The sequence below is a fragment of the Crateriforma conspicua genome, from assembly GCF_007752935.1.
GTDB lineage: Bacteria > Planctomycetota > Planctomycetia > Pirellulales > Pirellulaceae > Crateriforma > Crateriforma conspicua.
Map to the genome: position 1 here is coordinate 2,914,328 of NZ_CP036319.1, position 18,309 is coordinate 2,932,636.

13 protein-coding genes are annotated in these 18,309 nt (G+C 57.0%); 6 read left to right on the forward strand and 7 right to left on the reverse strand.

Translation table 11 applies throughout. The features are described 5' to 3' along the window. Positions 1-3: 3 nt before the first annotated feature. The gene (locus Mal65_RS11095) at positions 4-2,196 is read left to right on the forward strand and encodes an NfeD family protein (protein WP_145297248.1); all 2,193 of its coding nucleotides are present in this window, start codon (positions 4-6) and stop codon (positions 2,194-2,196) included. Then, positions 2,196-2,789, forward strand: a complete 594-nt coding sequence (locus Mal65_RS11100; protein ID WP_145297250.1) for an NfeD family protein — start codon at positions 2,196-2,198, stop codon at positions 2,787-2,789. The genes Mal65_RS11095 and Mal65_RS11100 overlap by 1 nt, the downstream gene beginning before the upstream one ends. A 248-nt stretch (positions 2,790-3,037) precedes the next feature. Here Mal65_RS11100 and Mal65_RS11105 read toward each other — a convergent pair whose 3' ends face one another. The 5 genes from Mal65_RS11105 to thiD all read right to left on the reverse strand — a co-directional run bounded on the left by Mal65_RS11105 (position 3,038) and on the right by thiD (position 11,903). Then, positions 3,038-6,337, reverse strand: coding sequence for a type I restriction endonuclease subunit R (locus Mal65_RS11105; RefSeq protein WP_145297252.1), 3,300 nt, complete (start codon positions 6,335-6,337; stop codon positions 3,038-3,040). 111 nt (positions 6,338-6,448) lie between these two features. Next, positions 6,449-6,829, reverse strand: a complete 381-nt coding sequence (locus tag Mal65_RS11110) for a GxxExxY protein (protein ID WP_145297255.1) — start codon at positions 6,827-6,829, stop codon at positions 6,449-6,451. A 137-nt stretch (positions 6,830-6,966) separates the two neighbouring features. Then, entirely contained in the window at positions 6,967-8,274 is a 1,308-nt protein-coding gene (locus Mal65_RS11115; RefSeq protein ID WP_165701204.1) for a restriction endonuclease subunit S, read from the reverse strand. A 724-nt stretch (positions 8,275-8,998) separates the two neighbouring features. Then, on the reverse strand, positions 8,999-10,591 hold the full coding sequence (locus Mal65_RS11120; RefSeq protein WP_145297261.1) for a class I SAM-dependent DNA methyltransferase: 1,593 nt from the start codon (positions 10,589-10,591) through the stop codon (positions 8,999-9,001). A gap of 469 nt (positions 10,592-11,060) precedes the next feature. Continuing rightward, positions 11,061-11,903, reverse strand: a complete 843-nt coding sequence (thiD, locus tag Mal65_RS11125) for a bifunctional hydroxymethylpyrimidine kinase/phosphomethylpyrimidine kinase (protein ID WP_145297264.1) — start codon at positions 11,901-11,903, stop codon at positions 11,061-11,063. Positions 11,904-12,159: 256 nt separating this feature from the next. Between thiD and Mal65_RS11130 the strand changes: the two genes are divergently transcribed. After that, positions 12,160-13,545: an O-antigen ligase family protein gene (locus Mal65_RS11130; protein WP_145297267.1), complete on the forward strand. Its 1,386-nt coding sequence runs from the start codon at positions 12,160-12,162 to the stop codon at positions 13,543-13,545. Between the two features lie 25 nt (positions 13,546-13,570). Here the strand turns inward: Mal65_RS11130 and Mal65_RS11135 are convergent, their stop codons facing one another. After that, positions 13,571-14,677: a GTP-binding protein gene (locus Mal65_RS11135; RefSeq protein WP_145297270.1), complete on the reverse strand. Its 1,107-nt coding sequence runs from the start codon at positions 14,675-14,677 to the stop codon at positions 13,571-13,573. Positions 14,678-14,806: 129 nt separating this feature from the next. Next, positions 14,807-15,775 (reverse strand): UDP-glucuronic acid decarboxylase family protein, encoded by a 969-nt coding sequence (locus Mal65_RS11140; protein ID WP_145297273.1) that lies wholly within the window; start codon positions 15,773-15,775, stop codon positions 14,807-14,809. A 330-nt stretch (positions 15,776-16,105) separates the two neighbouring features. Here Mal65_RS11140 and Mal65_RS11145 point away from each other — a divergent pair, with 330 nt between their 5' ends. The 3 genes from Mal65_RS11145 to Mal65_RS11155 all read left to right on the forward strand — a co-directional run bounded on the left by Mal65_RS11145 (position 16,106) and on the right by Mal65_RS11155 (position 18,277). Continuing rightward, a complete protein-coding gene (locus tag Mal65_RS11145; protein ID WP_174820155.1) occupies positions 16,106-16,522 on the forward strand; it encodes a TerB family tellurite resistance protein in 417 nt (138 codons plus the stop codon). Between the two features lie 38 nt (positions 16,523-16,560). Then, entirely contained in the window at positions 16,561-17,205 is a 645-nt protein-coding gene (locus tag Mal65_RS11150) for a phosphopantothenoylcysteine decarboxylase domain-containing protein (RefSeq protein WP_145297275.1), read from the forward strand. A gap of 148 nt (positions 17,206-17,353) precedes the next feature. Continuing rightward, positions 17,354-18,277, forward strand: coding sequence for a dihydroorotate dehydrogenase (locus Mal65_RS11155; RefSeq protein WP_145297277.1), 924 nt, complete (start codon positions 17,354-17,356; stop codon positions 18,275-18,277). Positions 18,278-18,309: the final 32 nt, after the last annotated feature.

Genomic DNA, 18,309 nt, shown 5'->3' on the forward strand with positions numbered 1-18,309 from the left:
GTCATGGGCGTTGTTCGTCGAACGATCGTGATTGCGGTTTGGATCATCGGGGCCATCGGGCTTTCGTCGGCTATTTCTGCGCAAAATAGCGACGACATCGACCCCACAGCGGGGCAAGGCGTCTGGATCGACATCGCACCCCCGTTTTCGCGTGGGCTGGTTGATGACGTCTTGGCCGGCTTGGATCAGTTGGCACAATCCACCCCCAGCGATTCCCGTCGCACCGTCGTTCTTGCCTTTCGCGAATCCGCGTCAGACGTGCAAACGGAATTCGAAGAAGCGTTGCGTCTGGCCCGCCGGATCAATTCACCGGATTACCGTCGGTTGCGGATCGTCGCGTTTGTCGACGGGCAAATCACCCGGCACGCGGTCTTGCCGCTTGCGGCCGTGGAACGGTTGATGCTTTCCAACAACGCCGTGTTGGTCGGATTCGATTCGAAACAAGATTCGATCGACGAAACGGTCCAGGCCGCTTATCAAGCCATCGCCAAACGTCGCGGTTTGTTTCCCGAATCGTTGGTGTCGGCTCTGGTGGATCCGGATGGCGAATTGGTGCGTCTGACCACGTCCGATGGCGGGCGACCGCTGGTGACCGGCGACGAATTGCAATCGATGCGGCAAAGTGGCGACGTCATCGAAGAAGACATCTGGAAAGCGTCCGGCGAAGCGTTGTCGGTGTCTGCCGTCCAGCTTCGTGATCTGCGTGTGGCCACCGACGTCATCGCGACCGGACGACGCGACGATGAAACGACCGCGCAGAAGATTCGCGAAAGCCTGGCCAGTCGATTGGATCTAAGGGAATTGCGTCCTTTGGCGACTGACGACGGGGCCTCGGATCGACGCGGCGTCTTGTTGGAAATGATCGGATCGGTGACGACGGCCAAGTCACAGCGTTGGCAAAGCAATTTGAACGCGACCTTATCCGGCGATGTGAACACTTGGCTGGTTTCGGTGGATTCCGACGGTGGTAGCTTCGGCGAAAGCATGGGGTTGGCGGGATGGTTTGCCAGCCCGACGCCTCCGCTGCAACGAGTGGTCGGTTTTGTTCCCGGTCGTGCCATCGGTGATGCGTCCATCATCGCCACCGCTTGCAAGCCGTTGTATCTGTCGCCCGATGCAAAGCTGGGTGGTCCCGGTGCCGATTCGATCCAGCCGGAACAGGTGGCCGATCAACGCGAATTGATCGAATTGATTGCCCGACGAACGAACCGATCGGCCGGGTTGTTGATGGGGCTGTTGGATCGTCAACGACAGGTGTTCCGGTACACCAACAAACAGACCGGACGTGTGCGGTATGCGACGCAGCAACAACTGGTCGACGACGCCGACGATCCGGATTTGGAACGTGACCGTTGGATGCAAGGCGAAGCGATCGATTTGTCCAGCGGCCTGACGGCGGAGCAAGCCGTGCAGTTGGGTTTGGCCGATGGCATCGCATCGTCTTTGGATCAGGTGGCGGCACAGGCCGGGTTGTCCGCGGTGCCCGCACCGGCGGCCGACCGAGGCATCGTGCGGGCGGTCGAAAGTATCGGCCGTCGTCAGGGTCTGGCGTTTCTGGCGTTGATGATCGGCTTCATGATGCTGTCGACTGAAATGAGTGCGCCGGGGCTGGGGATTCCCGGCTTCGTTTCGATGATCTGTTTCGGTTTCTTTTTCTGGGTCCAGTATCTGAACGGGACCGCGGAATGGTTGGAATTGTTGGCTCTGGTGTTGGGGTTGGTTTGTATCGCGATTGAGTTTTTTGTGGTTCCTGGGCTGGGGGTCTTTGGCATCGGCGGTTTGCTGCTGACGATGTTGGCGGTGGTTTTGATGAGCCAGACGTTTGTGGTGCCGCGAAACGTGTATCAGGTCGAAGTGTTGACCCGCAGCGTTTGGATGGCACTTGGCGGATTGGCCAGCACGATGGCCGGGTTCGCGCTGATACGCTACTTCATGCCGCATTTGCCGGTGCTGAATACCTTGGTGATGGAACAACCCGATGCGCAGTTGATCGACCAGCAGGAACGCTTGGCCCATTTCGAAGACTTGTTGGGACAGACCGGGACGACCATGACGCCGTTGCGGCCGTCGGGTAAAGCAAGGATCGGTGAACGCGTCGTGGCGGTGGTCAGCGACGGCCAGGCGGTCGAACGCGGCGCGACCGTTCGCGTGATCAAAGTCTTGGGCAATCGGATCGTGGTCGAAGAAGCGACGTGATGGCATCCACTTACTCCTTCGGCCTGTTGATCCTGTTTTACGTGCTGTTGGTGCTGGAGTTTCTGGTTCCAAGCGGTGGCCTAATAGGCGTTGCGGCGGTGGCATCGGCGGTCGCCTGTTTGGTGACCGCGTTTTCGCACAGCGTTTTTTTGGGGACGGTTTATTCGTTGGTGATCATGGCGTCGACGCCGGTGGTGCTGATGCTGGTGATCAAGTTGTGGCCACACACGCCGATCGGACGCCGCATTTTGAATCGACGCCCCGGTCAAGCCGATCCGCAGCGACCGCAAAAGGTGACCGAATCGGGGGTGGCCTATCCGGATTTGATCGGACGATCCGGTGATGCGTTGACGGATCTGTTGCCAAGCGGTCGTGCCAGGATCGGTGGCGACGCCTTGGACGTCACATGTCTGGATGGCCCCGTGGATGCCGGCAAGGCGGTACACGTGGTCGACATCAGCGGCGGTCGAATCCGCGTCCGTCGTGGTGAAGGTTTCAAAGCGACGCCCGACGAATCGTCGGATCCCAATGTCGTCGACCGCGACTCTCCGGCGGCGTCCGATTTGTCCTTCGACATGGACGATTTTGAGTAGGCTGAATTCGAACCAACGTTGGTACCGCCATTGCAGGCGGCGATTCGCTGCATTGACCCGCCAGCGGAGATTTCGAACCGTTCCCCGATCATGTAGCGATTGACTTTACGTCGCACAGCAGCAGCGCCGTGAATAAGACTGGCGAAAAGCTTCGAAGGCTCGCCGTGGCTAAAGGCTGGCGAATTCAGGTTTGAACTTCGGTAGTTGAATCGTTCGAAATGAGCGGATTGAGTATCGCAAGAGTCGCCCTACGATTGTCTCGATCGGTGCTTCTTAAAATTTTCGGCCTGCTCGTAGATCTCTTTGTAGACCTCGTCACGGTCAACGGGTGGGTAGCCGTGGTCGGCTAGGACGAGGATGAGATCGACTTTGAGTTCAGCTTTGATGTCGTCGCGCTGGCTCCAGTCGGTGTATTTGACTTTGTCATCGACGACCAGCTTTACGGCTTTGGATAGTTCGATCAGCTTGTCTTCGGGGTAGGTGAAGTCGTACTTGATGGCGAGGGCTTTGAGGATGTCGTAGAAGGCTTTTTCTTCGAGGTCGATTCCAAGGTCTGCGAATGAACCTCGTTCATCACCAAGTTCTCTCGCTAGCTCCGCGAACCGGTTGAAAAGTTCATCCGTGACGTAATCAGTGAAATCACTCGTTACATCGCTGACCAGCACGCTTTCTTCGTCCCGCTCGTTGTAGCGATCGACCAGTGATTGGAACTTCTTACTGAACTCGATCCCCTTGGATCGATTCGTCTTCTTGAAGTCCTCAATCGCCTTGGCCAGCAACTGCTGCAGCAACTTGATCTTCGTGTTGGGCAGCTTGATCTTCTCGATCTTGGCGAGGTAGTCATCGTCGAAGATGTCGATGCCGTCGACCGTGCCCATACTGAAGATCTCTTCGACTCCGTCGCTCTTGAGTGCTTCGGCGATCATCTCTCGGACGCGTGCGTTCATCTGAGCGGCGTCGGGGGCGTTACCCTTGGTCAGCTTGAACACGATGGAGCGAACGGCCAGATAGAAGTGGATGTGATCACGCTCGCTCTGGGTTAGGCCCTCGCTGCCACAACAAATGTCATAGGCCGCTTTCATACGCTGAACCAAAGCCATGAAACGCTTCTCGATCTTGTCCGTAAGCATGACGTATTCGGACGCACGATTGAGGCAAGCGAGCTGGCTGACAGAATCGCCGTTGAAATAGTCCGAGGTGTCGAACTTTTGTAATAGCTGGCGAAGCAGGTCCAGGTGGTCTTTCACGGTCACGACGGATTGTTGGATGTCCTCGATGTTCCGCTCGTCGGCTTTGTTGTAGTGAGCCATCGCCAGATTCATCTGAGACTTGATGCCGATGTAATCGATCACCAAACCCTTTTGCTTCGATTCAAACTTGCGGTTCACTCGGGAAATCGTCTGAATCAAGTTGTGGCGTTTGATCGGCTTGTCGATGTAGATGCTGTCCAGTTCGGGCACATCAAATCCGGTGAGCCACATATCGACGACGACCGCAATCTTGAAGTTCGATTTCGCGTCCTTGAACTGGCGTGCAAGTTCTTCGCGATACTCTTTGCTGCCCAGCAGGTCGTACAGATCCTTGTCGTCATCTTTGCCGCGAGTCATGATCATCTTGATCCGCTCCATCGGCTTGATCTTCTTGCGCTCGGTCTCAGACAGTTGGATGCCCTCGGCACACTCGCGGACTTCATTCCACTCAGGACGCAGAGCGATCACTTCCTTGAAGAAGTCCCAGGCGATCTCGCGTTTGCTGCACACAAACATCGCCTTGCCTTCGACTGTCGAACCTTCTTCGACTCGTTTCTCGTAATGAGCCACAAAGTCGGCGGCCAGAGCCTTGATGCGGTCGGGATCGCCCAGGATGGCATTCATCTGGGCCGAGGCTTTCTTGCTCTCCTCGATCTGATAATCGCTGGCCCCTTCGTCGGCGCAGCGCTGGTAGTAAGCTTCGATTTCCTCCAGCTTCTTGTTGTCTAACAGCACCCTGGCTGCTCGCCCCTCGTAGACGATCCGCACGGTGATCTCATCTTTCACCGACTCGGTCATCGTGTAGGAATCGACCACCTCGCCAAAAACATCGAGCGTGGCGTCGATGGGCGTGCCGGTAAAGCCGACATAGGTGGCATTGGGCAGCGAATCGTGCAGGTACTTGGCAAACCCGTAAGTCTTCTTCACTCCCTTGTCCGTCACCTTCAGCTTTTGGTCCAGATTGATCTGACTGCGATGCGCCTCGTCGGAAATGCAGATCACGTTGCTGCGCTCGGTCAGCAACTGAGCGTCTTCGGTGAACTTGTGAATGGTCGTCAGGAAAACGCCGCCGCTCTTGCGTCCGGCCAGCAACTCGCGGAGCTTATCGCGGCTTTCGACGCTCACGACAGTTTGATCGCCGATGTAGTTCTTGGCGTTGGTGAACTGCTTCGACAATTGATCGTCCAGATCCGTGCGGTCAGTAATCAGCAGGATCGTAGGGCTCTCGAATTCGAGGCTCTTCATCAACAGCCGCGTCAGGAACAGCATCGTAAAGCTCTTGCCGCAGCCGGTTGCGCCAAAGTACGTGCCGCCCTTGCCGTCGCCATCGGGCTTGCGAGCTTGCCGGATGTGTTCATACAGCTTGCAAGCCGCGTAGAACTGCGGATACCGACAAACGATCTTCACTTCGGCCTTGGAAACATCCGGAAAGTAGATAAAGTGCCGGATCACCTGCCGCAAACGCCGTTGGTCAAACAATCCTTGCAGCATCGTATGCAACGAATCGATACCGTCTCGCGTGGCGGACTCTTCGCCCGTGATTTTCTGCCAGGTGTAGAAGAACTCGTAGTCCGCAAACAGCGAACCCATCTTGTTGTTTACCCCGTCGCTGATCACGCACAGGGCGTTGTACTTCATCAGTTCGGGAATATCGCGAGCGTAGCGGATCGTCAATTGTTTCCAAGCGTCGTGCAAAGTCGCGTTCTCGCGGATCGCGCTCTTGAACTCCAGCACCACCAGCGGCAAGCCGTTGATGTAGAGAATCCCATCCGGAATCCTCAGCTCGCGGCCTTCGATCTCCAGTTGGCTGACGATTCGATAGATGTTCGTGTCGTCGACTTCGTATCCAACTCTGGCTTCGGCTGCGAGCATCATGTCGCTAGATTGTCGCCTTTCGCTCCGCGAAACTAGCTTCTCCCCGTCTGGAGTTTCTTCCGAACGCATCTTTCGCGGAGCGAAAGGCGACTCTGAGTAGTCGATCAGTTGGATGTAGAGATCCTTCTGGTCGCGGTCTTCCCGTTTCAGCAGGAAGCCGTCCGAGACCCATTTGCAGATCGTTTTGTTGGAGTCGTAAAGATCGGCGGCGTTGAGTGCGTCCAGTTGCCGAAGGATCGAATCGATTTCGCCCGCTGTGATGTTGTCGGCGGCGTAACGCTTCGAAAGATAGTCGCGTAGGTCGCTGCGGAACAGTACATCGCTGGGCTCGCGATCAAGCTCGTTGCCAAGTGTGTGCGGGTAGCCTTGATCACCCAGCAGGCTGATAATGGCTTCTTCGAGTTTCGCTTCGGTGTATTTCACGGTGCTCCAACACTTTTTCAACGCAAGGTCGCAAAGGTGCTGAGGCGCAAAGGGGAGGGACTCATGTCTGAATGTTTCTTTGCGACTCTGCGGCTTCGCGTCTCTGCGTTTTCATAATTCATGCACGACCCGATGAATTCCGTCTTTGACCAGTCTTTCGCCGAAATTAATCACCAGGCCCAGCTTGAGGTTCCTCAGTCGTAGGTATGTCAGTAGCTGCGTGGCGAAGATTGAATTGTATTGCGTCACGGCCTTGCATTCGACAATGACGAGGTCGTTGACGAGCAAGTCGATCTTCAGCGGTGTAGCGAGCGTGACGTCCTTGTACTGAATGGGCGAGGGAACTTGTCGTCGGACGTTGCAGCCCTGTTGTGTCAATTCGTAGGCCAGGGCTTCTTCGTAGACTGATTCAAGCAAACCCGGGCCGCCTAAGGTGCGATGGACTTCAATGGCCGCGGAAACGATTACCTGGCTGATCTCGTTTTCGGTCATCAATCGTTACTCCGAAGTCATTTTTTTAACGCAAAGGCGCGAAGGCGCAAGGACGCAAAGGGGATGCGCGCGACTTTTCAATGTCTTCTTTGCGACTCTGCGCCCTTGCGTCTTTGCGTTTTCTTTGTCCGACCGCATCATACGCTCTCCGCCACCAGTTTTTCAGCCTCAGGAATGCGAAGTTCGCCTGAGAGGAGTTTGGGGAGGAGTGTGTCGCGAAGTTTGGATAACACCGCGGTACTCTGCCAGTTCTCACTAATCCTGTTGGTTAATGGCACTACCGAGTCGCCGAAAGCGTTTTGCAATTCCACAGATGGAAGAAGGAGTTGAATTGTTCGTAGCTGACTCTGCTTGATTCCGATCACCGTCGTACCCGTAGCATGGCCGCGAAGGTCATGCTGAAATTGCGGAGACTGCAAAAGGAATCTGAGGTAGGAATTGTGGAGCAAGGTCGGTTCCCCCCGCAAAGTTATGATTCGCTGTGCTAATGCAACTTTACGTCCATCCAATTGCGCAACCTCACCTAAAGGTGCCTCCGTTGTCATTACGACATCATCACGCTCTGGAATCCCACGCCGCATCCAAGTGTCGTAATCTTCGATAGCAATGTATTCTTGCGGAGGCAGTATTCTTCCGCCCTTAACGATCTTAGCCGTAATTAGTGGAACCCCACTCGTTGTTTTCTTCGGCGTTTTGCCTCTGTAATCGATGATTGCTTCCATTGAATCTTCGAGTGGTTTCACGTCCCATCCCTCAGGGATCCAGCCCATTTCTTCATCGAAGGCGAAGGTGGCGGGGAAGAGGCTGCGGATGTTCTCTGGGAGTGGCTTTCGGGCGGGGCCGAGGGCGCGGCGGGTTTCGGCTCGGGCGGCCAGTGGCTCGGGGATGGAATGGCCAGCGGCCAAGGCATTGTCGATCACCGGATCAAAATCCACAAACCAACTCTTGAACAACGCCCGCGCCATCGACTCCAGCGTCTCATTCATCCGACGATTCAAATCGATCTTGTCATCGATTATGGATGCCAGTTCCGTAATTCCTTCGCGGACATTGTCCGGAGGAATAGGAACAACTACCTCACGAATGTCCTTCAGATTTAGAGTTCGCTGAACCGTTGTATTGAAACGTGAGTTCATGAATTGCTGAGCTGGGTGGCTCAGCAGTGCAAGCCGCACCCATCGGCGAAGTTCCGGGTTTTCGAGGCGTACAACTGCGATGGCTCGCGCGACGTTCCAATCCGCCATTTCCTCTGAGACTAAAGCACAATCGCCGGGATTGCCAACGAGTGTGATGAGTAGCTCGTTACCGGATAATCGAGTTCGCCTGTACTCGTCGTCTTTTTTAGCACTAATCAAGAAATCTGGCTCACCAAGCACTCGCCCATTCTTGACATCTGAGACTTTGACAAGCGGAACTCCCTCCGCGGTGTTTTTGCCGGGGTACATGACTCCAACCGCGAGCGCGTTCCTTGAGTCTTCAAGCAAACTCTCGATTGTTGTAAACCTCCATTCTGCCGGGGCGGTTCCACCGCATAACTCCCACGTCGCCCGCAAATCACTCTCCATAACCAAGCACCTCCAGATTCTTCCGGATGGCTTGATCGAGCTTCTCCGTGGGGGCATACAAATCTAAAACGCAGAGACGCGAAGACGCAGAGACGCAAAGATGTTGTTCTGACTGTCTTCCTTTGCGTCTTTGCGACCTTGCGTCTTTGCGTTGAAACCCATCCCGCAACACCAAAGCATCGTCGCCTAGCAAGCTACTCCCCATAACCAAGCACCTCCAGATTTTTCCGGATGGCTTGATCGAGCTTCTCCGTGGGGGCATACAAATTTAAAACGCAGAGGCGCGAAGGCGCAGAGGCGCAAAGATTTTGGTCTTGGTCTCTTCCTTTGCGTCTTTGCGACCTTGCGTCTTTGCGTTGAAACCCATCCCGCAACACCAAAGCATCGTCGCCTAGCAAGCTACTCCCCATAACCAAGCACCTCCAGATTTTTCCGGATGGCTTGATCGAGCTTCTCCGTGGGGGCATACAAATTTAAAACGCAGAGGCGCGAAGGCGCAGAGGCGCAAAGATTTTGGTCTTGGTCTCTTCCTTTGCGTCTTTGCGACCTTGCGTCTTTGCGTTGAAACCCATCCCGCAACACCAAAGCATCGTCGCCTAGCAAGCTACTCCCCATAACCAAGCACCTCCAGATTCTTCCTGATCGCTTGATCGAGCTTCTCCGCTTCATCCATCTGCCCGTACAGCGTGGCGGTCAAGTCAGCCATCTTCGTCTCAAACGGAATGCCGTCGTCTTCCAGCGGAGCCGCGCCGACATAACGTCCCGGCGTGAGCACGTAGTCGTTGGCTTTGATGTCCTCCAGCGTCGAGCTTTTGCAAAAGCCGGGTTGGTCTTCGTACTCGCCGTCCTTCGATTCGCCTCGCCAAGCGTGATAGGTCCTCGCAATCTCGTCGATGTCGTCTTCGGTCAACTCCTTGTGCGTGCGGTCCACCATCGTGCCGTGGTTTCGAGCGTCGATGAAAAGCGTTTCGCCGTGACGGGCGCGGAGGTCGCTACCAGACCGGCGGCTAGCGCCTTGCCGCTCACCTTTATTCTTGGTGATGAACCACAGGCAAACGGGAATCTGAGTCGTGTAAAACAACTGCCCCGGCAGCGCGATCATGCAATCGATCAGATCGTTTTCGATCAGCTTTTGGCGAATCTTGCCCTCGCCGCTGGTGCTGGTGGACATCGAACCGTTGGCCAGCACAAAACCCGCGATGCCATTTTCAGACAGCTTCGACACCATGTGTAGGATCCAGCCGTAGTTGGCGTTGCCGGTGGGCGGCACGTCGTAACCGCTCCAGCGAGGATCGTCGCTCAGTTCGTCGGCGGCTCGCCACGCTTTCAGGTTGAACGGCGGATTGGCCATGATGTAATCCGCCTTCAGATCCGGATGCTGATCCTTGAAAAAGGTGTCGGCGGGGACTTCGCCCAGATTGCCCGAGATGCCGCGAATGGCCAGATTCATTTTGGCCAGCTTGTACGTCGTGCTGGTTTGCTCCTGCCCGTAGATCGAGATGTCTTTCTGGTTGCCGCTATGGCTGGTGACAAACTTGACGGACTGGACAAACATGCCGCCGCTGCCACAGCAGGGGTCGTAGATCTTGCCGCTGTACGGCTCGATCATTTCCGCGATCAGGTTGACCACGCACTTGGGCGTGTAGAACTCGCCGCCCCCTTTGCCTTCGGTCGCCGCAAATTTGCCCAGGAAGTACTCGTAGACGCGGCCTACGACATCCTCTTTGGAATCGGCAATCGTGTTGATGTTGTTGATGCTGTCAATCAACGCCGCCAGCTTGGCAACATCGATGCCCATCCGCGAGAAGTAGTTGTCGGGTAGTGCTCCCTTGAGCGATGGGTTGTTCTTTTCCACGGCATGCAGGGCGCTATCGATACGAACGGCGATGTCGTCTTGTTTGGCCTGCGCCACGATCGTGGACCACCGCGAGTTCTCTGGCAGATAGAAGACGTTCTTCATCGTGTAGAACTCGACCATGTCCACATAGTCGCCCTTGCCGTCATCGATGATCGCCTGCCGCCGCTCCTCAAATCGATCGCTGACGAACTTCAGAAAGATCAGCGAGAGGACGACGTGCTTGTACTCGGACGATTCAACCGTCCCACGCAGCTTGTCTGCGGTGTCCCAGAGGGTTTGCTCGAAGGATTTTTTGGATTCAGTTGCCTTCTTCTTGGATGCGGTTGATTTCTTTGCCATGCGGGTCGATCGGATAACGAAAAAGGCAGTGCTTCTACTATTAGGATGAAAACCAAGAGTTTAGCAATTTGACCTGTTCTTAACACGACCGGTTGCACCATCGGTGTGCCCATTCATTGGATTCGGATTCGCAAACAACCCTGGTGCACAGCTCGACGTAATACAATTGTTGCTATTTGCATCCAGTGGATGGTGCGTGAAGCTATGCCGTCAAACCGGGGGCTTGTCCATTCCGGCCGTTTCCCCAGACCGAAGAAGTTCTTGGAGTTACTGGAACACAACGCTGGATGTGTTGCCGAACCAGAGGTAACTGTGTGACCGAACGCGGAACGAATGGGAACGCGAACATGGCTACGCAAAGGATCAACTCAACTGCCAATAGACCAATGCCAATTTCAATCGAGGTGATCGGCCTACAAATGATTCCAGGCCGAAGCAAAGCACGAAATCACTACGTGTAAGTGTGAGCCTAGCAGCGGATCGTCTTCTTTGACGCTTCCAAGACGTCGATTGCGCTGACACCCCGGCCGATTCGATACGGCGATGCGATGCCGGCGGTGACGAAACGTCGGGCGCGTTCGATGGCCGAAACCAAGTCCTTTTGGGACGCCAGACCGGCGGTGATCGCGGCCGACAGCACGCAACCGGTGCCGTGCAGATTGCCGCCGTCGATCCACTGGGTCGTCCAGGTTTGCGTTTCCGGCCGTCCGCTTTGGCCTGAGCGCAGCGACAAAAAATCGACCGCGTGATTGTCGAATTGGGCTTTGATCAAGACGGCTGGAACGCCCTGGTCGTGCAACCGCGTCGCGGCAACGGCCAAATCGTCTTCGCTTTCGATGCTGGTTTCCGCCAGTCGTTCGGCTTCGAATCGATTGGGGGTGACCAGGGACGCGACCGGCAACAACTGGGTTCGCAATGCGTCGACGGCGCCGTCATCGATGATCGCGTGGCCGTGTTTGCTGATCATCACCGGGTCGACCACGATCGGACATTTCAGTGACGACAAAGCCGCCGCGACCGTGGCGATCATTTCAGCCGTACCCAAAGCACCGGTCTTCACCGCGTCGGGCGGAATGTCACTGGTCACGCAGTCGAATTGGCTTTGGAAAAAGTCCATCTGCAGCATTTCGACCGCTTCGACGCCTTGCGTGTTTTGCACGGTCAGCAGCGTCACTACCGCCGAACCATAGACGCCGAAGGCATGCAGCGTTTTCAAATCGGCTTGCATCCCGGCACCGCCCGACGGATCGCTGCCGGCGATGGTCAGTGCGACGGGATGGCGTGGGCCGAGTGGTGTTTCAGGTTGGTTCATCGATCCAGCTTTGGCGAGGGAAGCCCAGTAGTCTGTGACGGTTCGCCGGACGATGGAATGGGGGGATCACAGGCACTGTGACGCGGATGCGGGTCCGGTGCGGCACCGATCGGATGACTGGATCGTTTCGCGTGGCTATCGAGATCGCCCAGCGACTAAACTGCGTCGGTGGTTTCAAGCCATTGTTTGATCGTTTCAAGTCACATCCACTGTGTCGGCCGCTGTTCGGGCCGCCAGCCCCGTTTGCCGTCCGCGAATGTTTTCCGTCGAAACGTCTTATCTGTTTTTCGTCATCCTCAGTCTCATCGTGGCCGCGATCGCCGCTTGGAAGACGGGCCGTCAATGGGCGTTGGGCGTCGGGGTGGCGGTGTCCATGTCGGCGGCCAGTTGGTTTGAAATCGATATCGCCGGTTTCCCGGTCGATGTGCTGTCGACGGTTTCCATTGTGTTGTTGGTCGTCGCATCGGCGATGTATTGGCGACGATTGTTGTGGCCCATCACCGTTATGGATGTCCTGGTCACGGCTTTGGCGGTGTGGCATGGGGTGGTGGATCTGCAATACGGTGATCCTGTTGCCACGACGGCCGCGCGAGCCTACGCCGAATGGTGGCTGGCCTACGCAGCTGGCCGTTACGCATTCATGCACCGGAGTTCCCTGTCTGTCTTGGCGCCCTGGTTTGCCGGGGTCGCGGTCGTGTTATCGGTTGCGGCGATGATCGAATGCTGGACCGGCATCAATTTGTGGGAAGCGATCTTTCATGTGGCCGATGATCGAGTGAATCGTCCCCAAGGGCTGCGATTCGATCTGTTCCATCGTGCCATCGCGACGACACGACACCCGATCTTTTTGGGCGTGATCTTGATGCTGTTGTCACCGTGGGCGTGGGTGACGTGGGATTCGGCGTTGACGCGGCGACGCGCATGGTGGGGCGTCATCGCTTTTGTGCTGATCTTGCTGGGCATTGCCGCCACGGTATCGCGTGGGCCGGTGTTGGGGATGGCGGTTGCCGCGGTCTTCTTTGCTTGTGTCCAGTGGCGAATCGCTCGGATCATCCTGGTGCCGGTCATCGTGATCGCAATCGCGTTGCTGGTTTGGCGGTTCGATGACGTGGTGACCAAATTGGACGAGTCCGTCGGCGTGGAGTCCGCGACGATTGTCGAAGTCGACGAGGACGCAGAGATTTATACCGGCACGCGGAACCGCATCTTTGTGATGAAGATCTACGGTCCGATCGTCTTGAAAGGCGGCTTGCTGGGGTTTGGGACGGACAACACCGACCAGTTCCCGCCGAACGTTCCCGGGTTGCCCGCGGACAAACGCAGCCGGCTGCGACTGAGGATCGTGGACAACTCTTTTGTCTTGGTGGGGCTGCGTTTCGGGATCGTGGGGCTGACGATCTTCACGTCGCTGTTCGTCGCCGCGGTCGTCGGATGCCTGCGCCTGCGGCGTGCGGCGTCGACGTATCTAATCCCCTGTGGTCCGGTCAGTGTGACCGTATTGGCGGCGATGTTCGTCGGGGTCGCATTGGAGTTATTGACCGTGTACTGCGACTATGACTTTGTGCCGGTCTTGCTGATGCATTTCGGCGTCGTCAGCGGGGTTCAGTTGTCGATCCGCGAAGCGATTCGAAACCCCGCGTGACGATCCTTCGCGACAGATAGATTCTTTAGGACGACGTCGCGCGGTGAGTCGGGACGGGACGGCCCGGCCGGAATGATTGGATCGATTCAACGCTCAACTGGACGCCGGTCTGATCGGCGACTTGTTTCAGCGAACGCTGGACGATGGATTCCAACGTTTCCGGTGCGATGGCGACTCGAGCGTTGACGACCATGCGAAACGATGTGGCCGCCAAGCCGCCGGTGGGCATCGACAAGGCAACATCGCTGTCGTTGCTGACCAAGTTCGCGACGGCGGAATCCGATTCGGTCTGCACGATGGCTTTGACGTGCGCGACCTCGGCGTCTGCGGCGGCAAACTGATCCTTCAAGTCGTTCAAGACCGCCGTCAGCGTCTGGTCCAGATCGATCGGTTCGGAATGCTGCCAAGATGTCGTCGCGTTCAGCCAACCCAATTCCGCTTCACCGTTGGCATACATGTCATAGTCGACTTCCATGAACAGGTTGTGCTTCGGCGCCGGTTGTTCGATGTGCCGGATCAATTCATCCAGTCCGTCGCCGGTCTTGGCGGACATGGCGACGATTGGCCGTTCGGGGAAGTTCTTTTCGACGTTCGTTTCAAGCAACTGACGCTGCGATGGATCCAATTCGTCGATGCGATTGATGACCACGACGTCCGCTTCTTCCAACTGTTTGCGGAAAATGTATTCCGCGTTGGGTGAAAAACCGCGTTGGCCGACGCCCGACAAAATCTTTTGCCCGTGGCTAGGTTTCAACAGGACCGCGTACGGGGCGACTTCGAAACGTTCTCCCAGCAACTGCATCATCGGAACGGCGATGGTCGCGATCAGATCGGTGCAGGATCCCACCGGTTCGGCCAAGATGACGTCGGGCCGATGAGCCTGGGACAGCGATTCCATTTGGCCGACCAAGCCGTCGAAGTTGCAGCAGAAGCAGGAACCAGCGACTTCGCCGACGTCGAACCCTTGGTTTCGCAACAAGTGCGTGTCGACCAAGTGGTCCGCCTGGTCGTTGGTGACGATGACGACGTTCTTGCCTTGCGACTGATAATGGCGGGCCAGTCGTGCCAGCGTCGTCGTTTTCCCGGCGCCCAGGAATCCGCCCAGCATCACAAATCGAATCGGTTGGCTCATGTCGTGACTGTTCGCTTGCAATGTTCAGGTGGGGTGGGAAGATCGGTGGGCTGCACGCGTGGATCGTGCCGATGCACCAGTTTAATGGTCGGCGCGACCCGTCGCCCGCTTCATCTGGCCGGCAAAACCTTACTTGTAGTTCGGCGTCGGCGGCCGATAGTCGTCCAGATTGATCGTGCGGAACCACTCGATCGTCTTCGCCAGGCCGGTGGCCAGGTCGGTCGTCGGCGACCAATTCAGATGCTTCTTCGCCAGCGTGATGTCGGGCTGGCGGCGTGTCGGATCGTCCGCCGGCAGCGGTTCGGTGGTCAGTGTGGATTTTGATCCGCTGATTTCGATCACCTTTTCGGCCAGTTCACGGATCGTGTATTCGTCTTGGTTGCCGATGTTGGCCGGGCCGATGAATCCGTCCTCGCAATTCATCAATCGGATGATGCCTTCGATCAAGTCATCGCGGTAACAAAACGATCGGGTCTGGGTGCCTTCGCCAAAGATCGTGATCGGTTCACCGGCCAAAGCTTGGCGGATGAAGTTGGACACCACGCGTCCGTCGAACGGGTGCATCCGCGGGCCATAAGTGTTGAAGATCCGAACGATGCGAACATCGACGTTGTTATAGCGGTGGTAATCCATGAACAACGTTTCGGCGACACGCTTGCCTTCGTCGTAACAGGCTCGGATGCCGATCGGGCTGACGCTGCCGCGATAGCTTTCCGGTTGCGGATGGACCTCTGGATCACCGTAAACTTCGCTGGTGCTGGCTTGCAGAATGCGGCCGCCACACCGCTTGGCCAGCCCCAGCATGTTGATGCTGCCCAACACGCTGGTCTTGATCGTCTTGATCGGATTGAATTGGTAATGGCCCGGGGCGGCGGGGCAAGCCAGGTTGTAGATCTGGTCGACTTCCAAAAAGACCGGCACCGTGATGTCGTGTCGAATCAATTCGAAATTCGGATAGTCCAGCAAGTGTGTGACGTTGGTCTTTTGGCTGGTAAAGAAGTTGTCCAGACAAATGACGTCGTGGCCGTCTTTGACCAAGCGTTCGCACAGGTGTGAGCCCAGGAATCCGGCGCCGCCGGTGACAAGAATTCGAAGCATCGGATTGGCCGTTGTCCCCAAGGAAACAAATCGATTCGTCGTGCCGCCAGCCACACGCATCTGTGGCGGCGACCGACCGCAGGTTCTTTTGACGGGGATATTAGCGGGAACCCGGCCCAGACGGCACCCGAGAATGCCGGAAAGCACAGCCCCGGCGATCCGGCGATCGGCCGTCGAATTCATCCGTGGATCTCACGGTGTCGCGGCGCATCGTCTATATGCACGGGCATCCCCCCCCCTCGGTACACCGATGCCGGCGCGTATAGACTGTGCGTCGCGGTGGCGATGTCGCCATCGCGCGTGACCGTGCACCCAACGCTGTGGAATCTGATGGCCGACGAAAGTTTCATTCGGCGAAAACGCCACCTTCAAAATTTGGTCGTCATGGCCCTGGCCGATGGGCAGTTGGGCGAACGCGAAGTCAACGTGGTGGCCGACCGTTGCATCGAGCTGGGCTTAAGCGAAATCGAATTGCACGAAGCGATTCGGTACAGCCTGAGTGATGATGCGGCGTTGGAATTGCCCGAAGATCCGGACGATCGCGAAGCCTTGATGAAGGATTTGATTCGTGTGATGGCGGCCGACGGTGACTTGCAAGAAAGCGAAAAAAGGCTGTTTGCACTGGCCGCGGCACGGATGAATCTGACGCCCGAGGATTTGGATCGTCTGTTGGCATCGATGCCGCCGGTCGGTGACGCGGGGGCTCCGGTGCAAGATTCAGAAACGGACGAAGGTTCAGGATCCTGAACCCACCGTGTTTTTTGATTGAAGGAAAGATCGCCGACATGGCTCGCATCTTGATCACGTCCGGTCCGACTCGACAATACATCGACCCGGTGCGTTATTTGACCAACGCATCCAGCGGTCGGATGGGCGCCGCGTTGGCATCTGCCGCGATCGGCCTGGGCCACGACGTTGTCATCATCAGTGGGCCCGTCCAGGTCGAATATCCGCAGGCCGCCCGGGTCATTCCGGTACGGACCACCGATGAAATGCTGGATGCCGCGCAAAACGAATTCGCCCGCTGTGACGGCGCGATCGGTGCGGCGGCCCCCTGTGATTACATGCCGCGGGTGGTCAGCGAACAAAAGCTGTCCAAAACCGGCCACCCGATTCAATTGGAACTGGTCGAAACCCCGGACGTCGTCGCGACGCTGGGCCAGCAGAAACGTGACGACCAATGGGTCGTCGGCTTTGCTTTGGAAACGGAAGACCACCGGTTTCGCGCGACGGTGAAGCTGCAGAAGAAACACTGTGACTTGATCGTCAGCAACGGCCCCCAAGCAATCGACAGCCAGGAAAACGAAGTCGAATTGCTGGACGTCCACGGCGACGTGATCGCCGACATCCGCGGCAGCAAAGAAGTCGTTGCGGATGAATTGCTGCGGCACATCGATCAGCGTCTGGTCGTCGCGCGTTCGGGTGCTTGACGCAACGCAATCGACCGATTGCCTTTGACGACCCACGCATCGGCGCCGCCCTACCGAAGGTCCCGGCCATGGCGGTAGACTTCCGTCCCACGCCCCGCCGGCGCGATGCCAATTTCTTGATGACGCCCGTTTCATGACGACACGTTCGATGACGAATTCCATGACGCCCGATCTGTCAGTTCAACTGGGGCGACTGAAGCTAGGCAATCCGATCATGGTTGCTTCCGGCACGTTCGGTTATGCCCGCGAGATGGAAAAAGTCGTCGACCTGTCACTGCTGGGTGGCTTGTTGCCCAAGACGATCACCGCCGAACCAAGGATGGGCAATCCGCCCTGGCGAACGGTTGAAACGTCGGCCGGTCTGTTGAACGCGATCGGGTTGGACAATGACGGCGTGGACGCGTTCATCCAGCATCACCTGCCCTACCTGCGACAGTTGCCGACCCCCGTGGTGGTCAGCATCGCCGGCCGGACACGCGACGATTTCGTTTCGCTGGCAGGGCGGATCGCCGAACAGGGTGGTGCCGCGGCGATCGAGCTGAATTTGTCGTGTCCCAATGTTTCCGGTGGTATTGATTTCGGTACCGATGCCGACAGTTGCCGGAAAGTCGTCGACCAGGTTCGACAGAATTGTGATCTGCCGATTTTGGCCAAGCTGACGCCGAACGTGACGCGGATCGCCGACATCGCGGCGGCGGCGGCCGATGGTGGGGCCGACGCGGTTTGTCTGATCAACACCGTGCTGGCGATGGCCGTCAACTGGCGTTCACGTCGTCCCATCTTGGGCAACGGGATGGGCGGGCTGAGCGGTCCGGCCATCAAGCCGATTGCACTGCGATGCGTCCATCAAGTCCGACAAGCGGTGGACATTCCGATCATCGGGATTGGTGGCATCGCCAACATCGACGATGTAATGCAATTCTTGGTGACCGGTGCGTCGGCTGTTCAGATCGGTACGGCGAATTACTACGACCCTCACGTCTCCACACGTCTGGTCGGCGAATTGCCCGAAGTGCTGCGTGCCGAAGGTGTGGATCGCATCACCGATTTGATCGGCACACTGAAAGTTTAAGCCCGGGGTATTGGTCTGGGCGTCTTCCCTCT

Bases quoted from the DNA above. Each gene is read 5' to 3' on its own strand.
- Mal65_RS11095 (WP_145297248.1), top strand. From the start codon at position 4: ATGGGCGTTGTTCGTCGAACGATCGTGATTGCGGTTTGGATCATCGGG.
- Mal65_RS11115 (WP_165701204.1), bottom strand. From the start codon at position 8,274: ATGTACCCCGGCAAAAACACCGCGGAGGGAGTTCCGCTTGTCAAAGTC.
- Mal65_RS11110 (WP_145297255.1), bottom strand. From the start codon at position 6,829: ATGACCGAAAACGAGATCAGCCAGGTAATCGTTTCCGCGGCCATTGAA.
- thiD (WP_145297264.1), bottom strand. From the start codon at position 11,903: ATGAACCAACCTGAAACACCACTCGGCCCACGCCATCCCGTCGCACTG.
- Mal65_RS11120 (WP_145297261.1), bottom strand. From the start codon at position 10,591: ATGGCAAAGAAATCAACCGCATCCAAGAAGAAGGCAACTGAATCCAAA.
- Mal65_RS11135 (WP_145297270.1), bottom strand. From the start codon at position 14,677: ATGAGCCAACCGATTCGATTTGTGATGCTGGGCGGATTCCTGGGCGCC.
- Mal65_RS11130 (WP_145297267.1), top strand. From the start codon at position 12,160: ATGTTTTCCGTCGAAACGTCTTATCTGTTTTTCGTCATCCTCAGTCTC.
- Mal65_RS11100 (WP_145297250.1), top strand. From the start codon at position 2,196: ATGGCATCCACTTACTCCTTCGGCCTGTTGATCCTGTTTTACGTGCTG.
- Mal65_RS11150 (WP_145297275.1), top strand. From the start codon at position 16,561: ATGGCTCGCATCTTGATCACGTCCGGTCCGACTCGACAATACATCGAC.
- Mal65_RS11155 (WP_145297277.1), top strand. From the start codon at position 17,354: ATGACGAATTCCATGACGCCCGATCTGTCAGTTCAACTGGGGCGACTG.
- Mal65_RS11140 (WP_145297273.1), bottom strand. From the start codon at position 15,775: ATGCTTCGAATTCTTGTCACCGGCGGCGCCGGATTCCTGGGCTCACAC.
- Mal65_RS11145 (WP_174820155.1), top strand. From the start codon at position 16,106: ATGGCCGACGAAAGTTTCATTCGGCGAAAACGCCACCTTCAAAATTTG.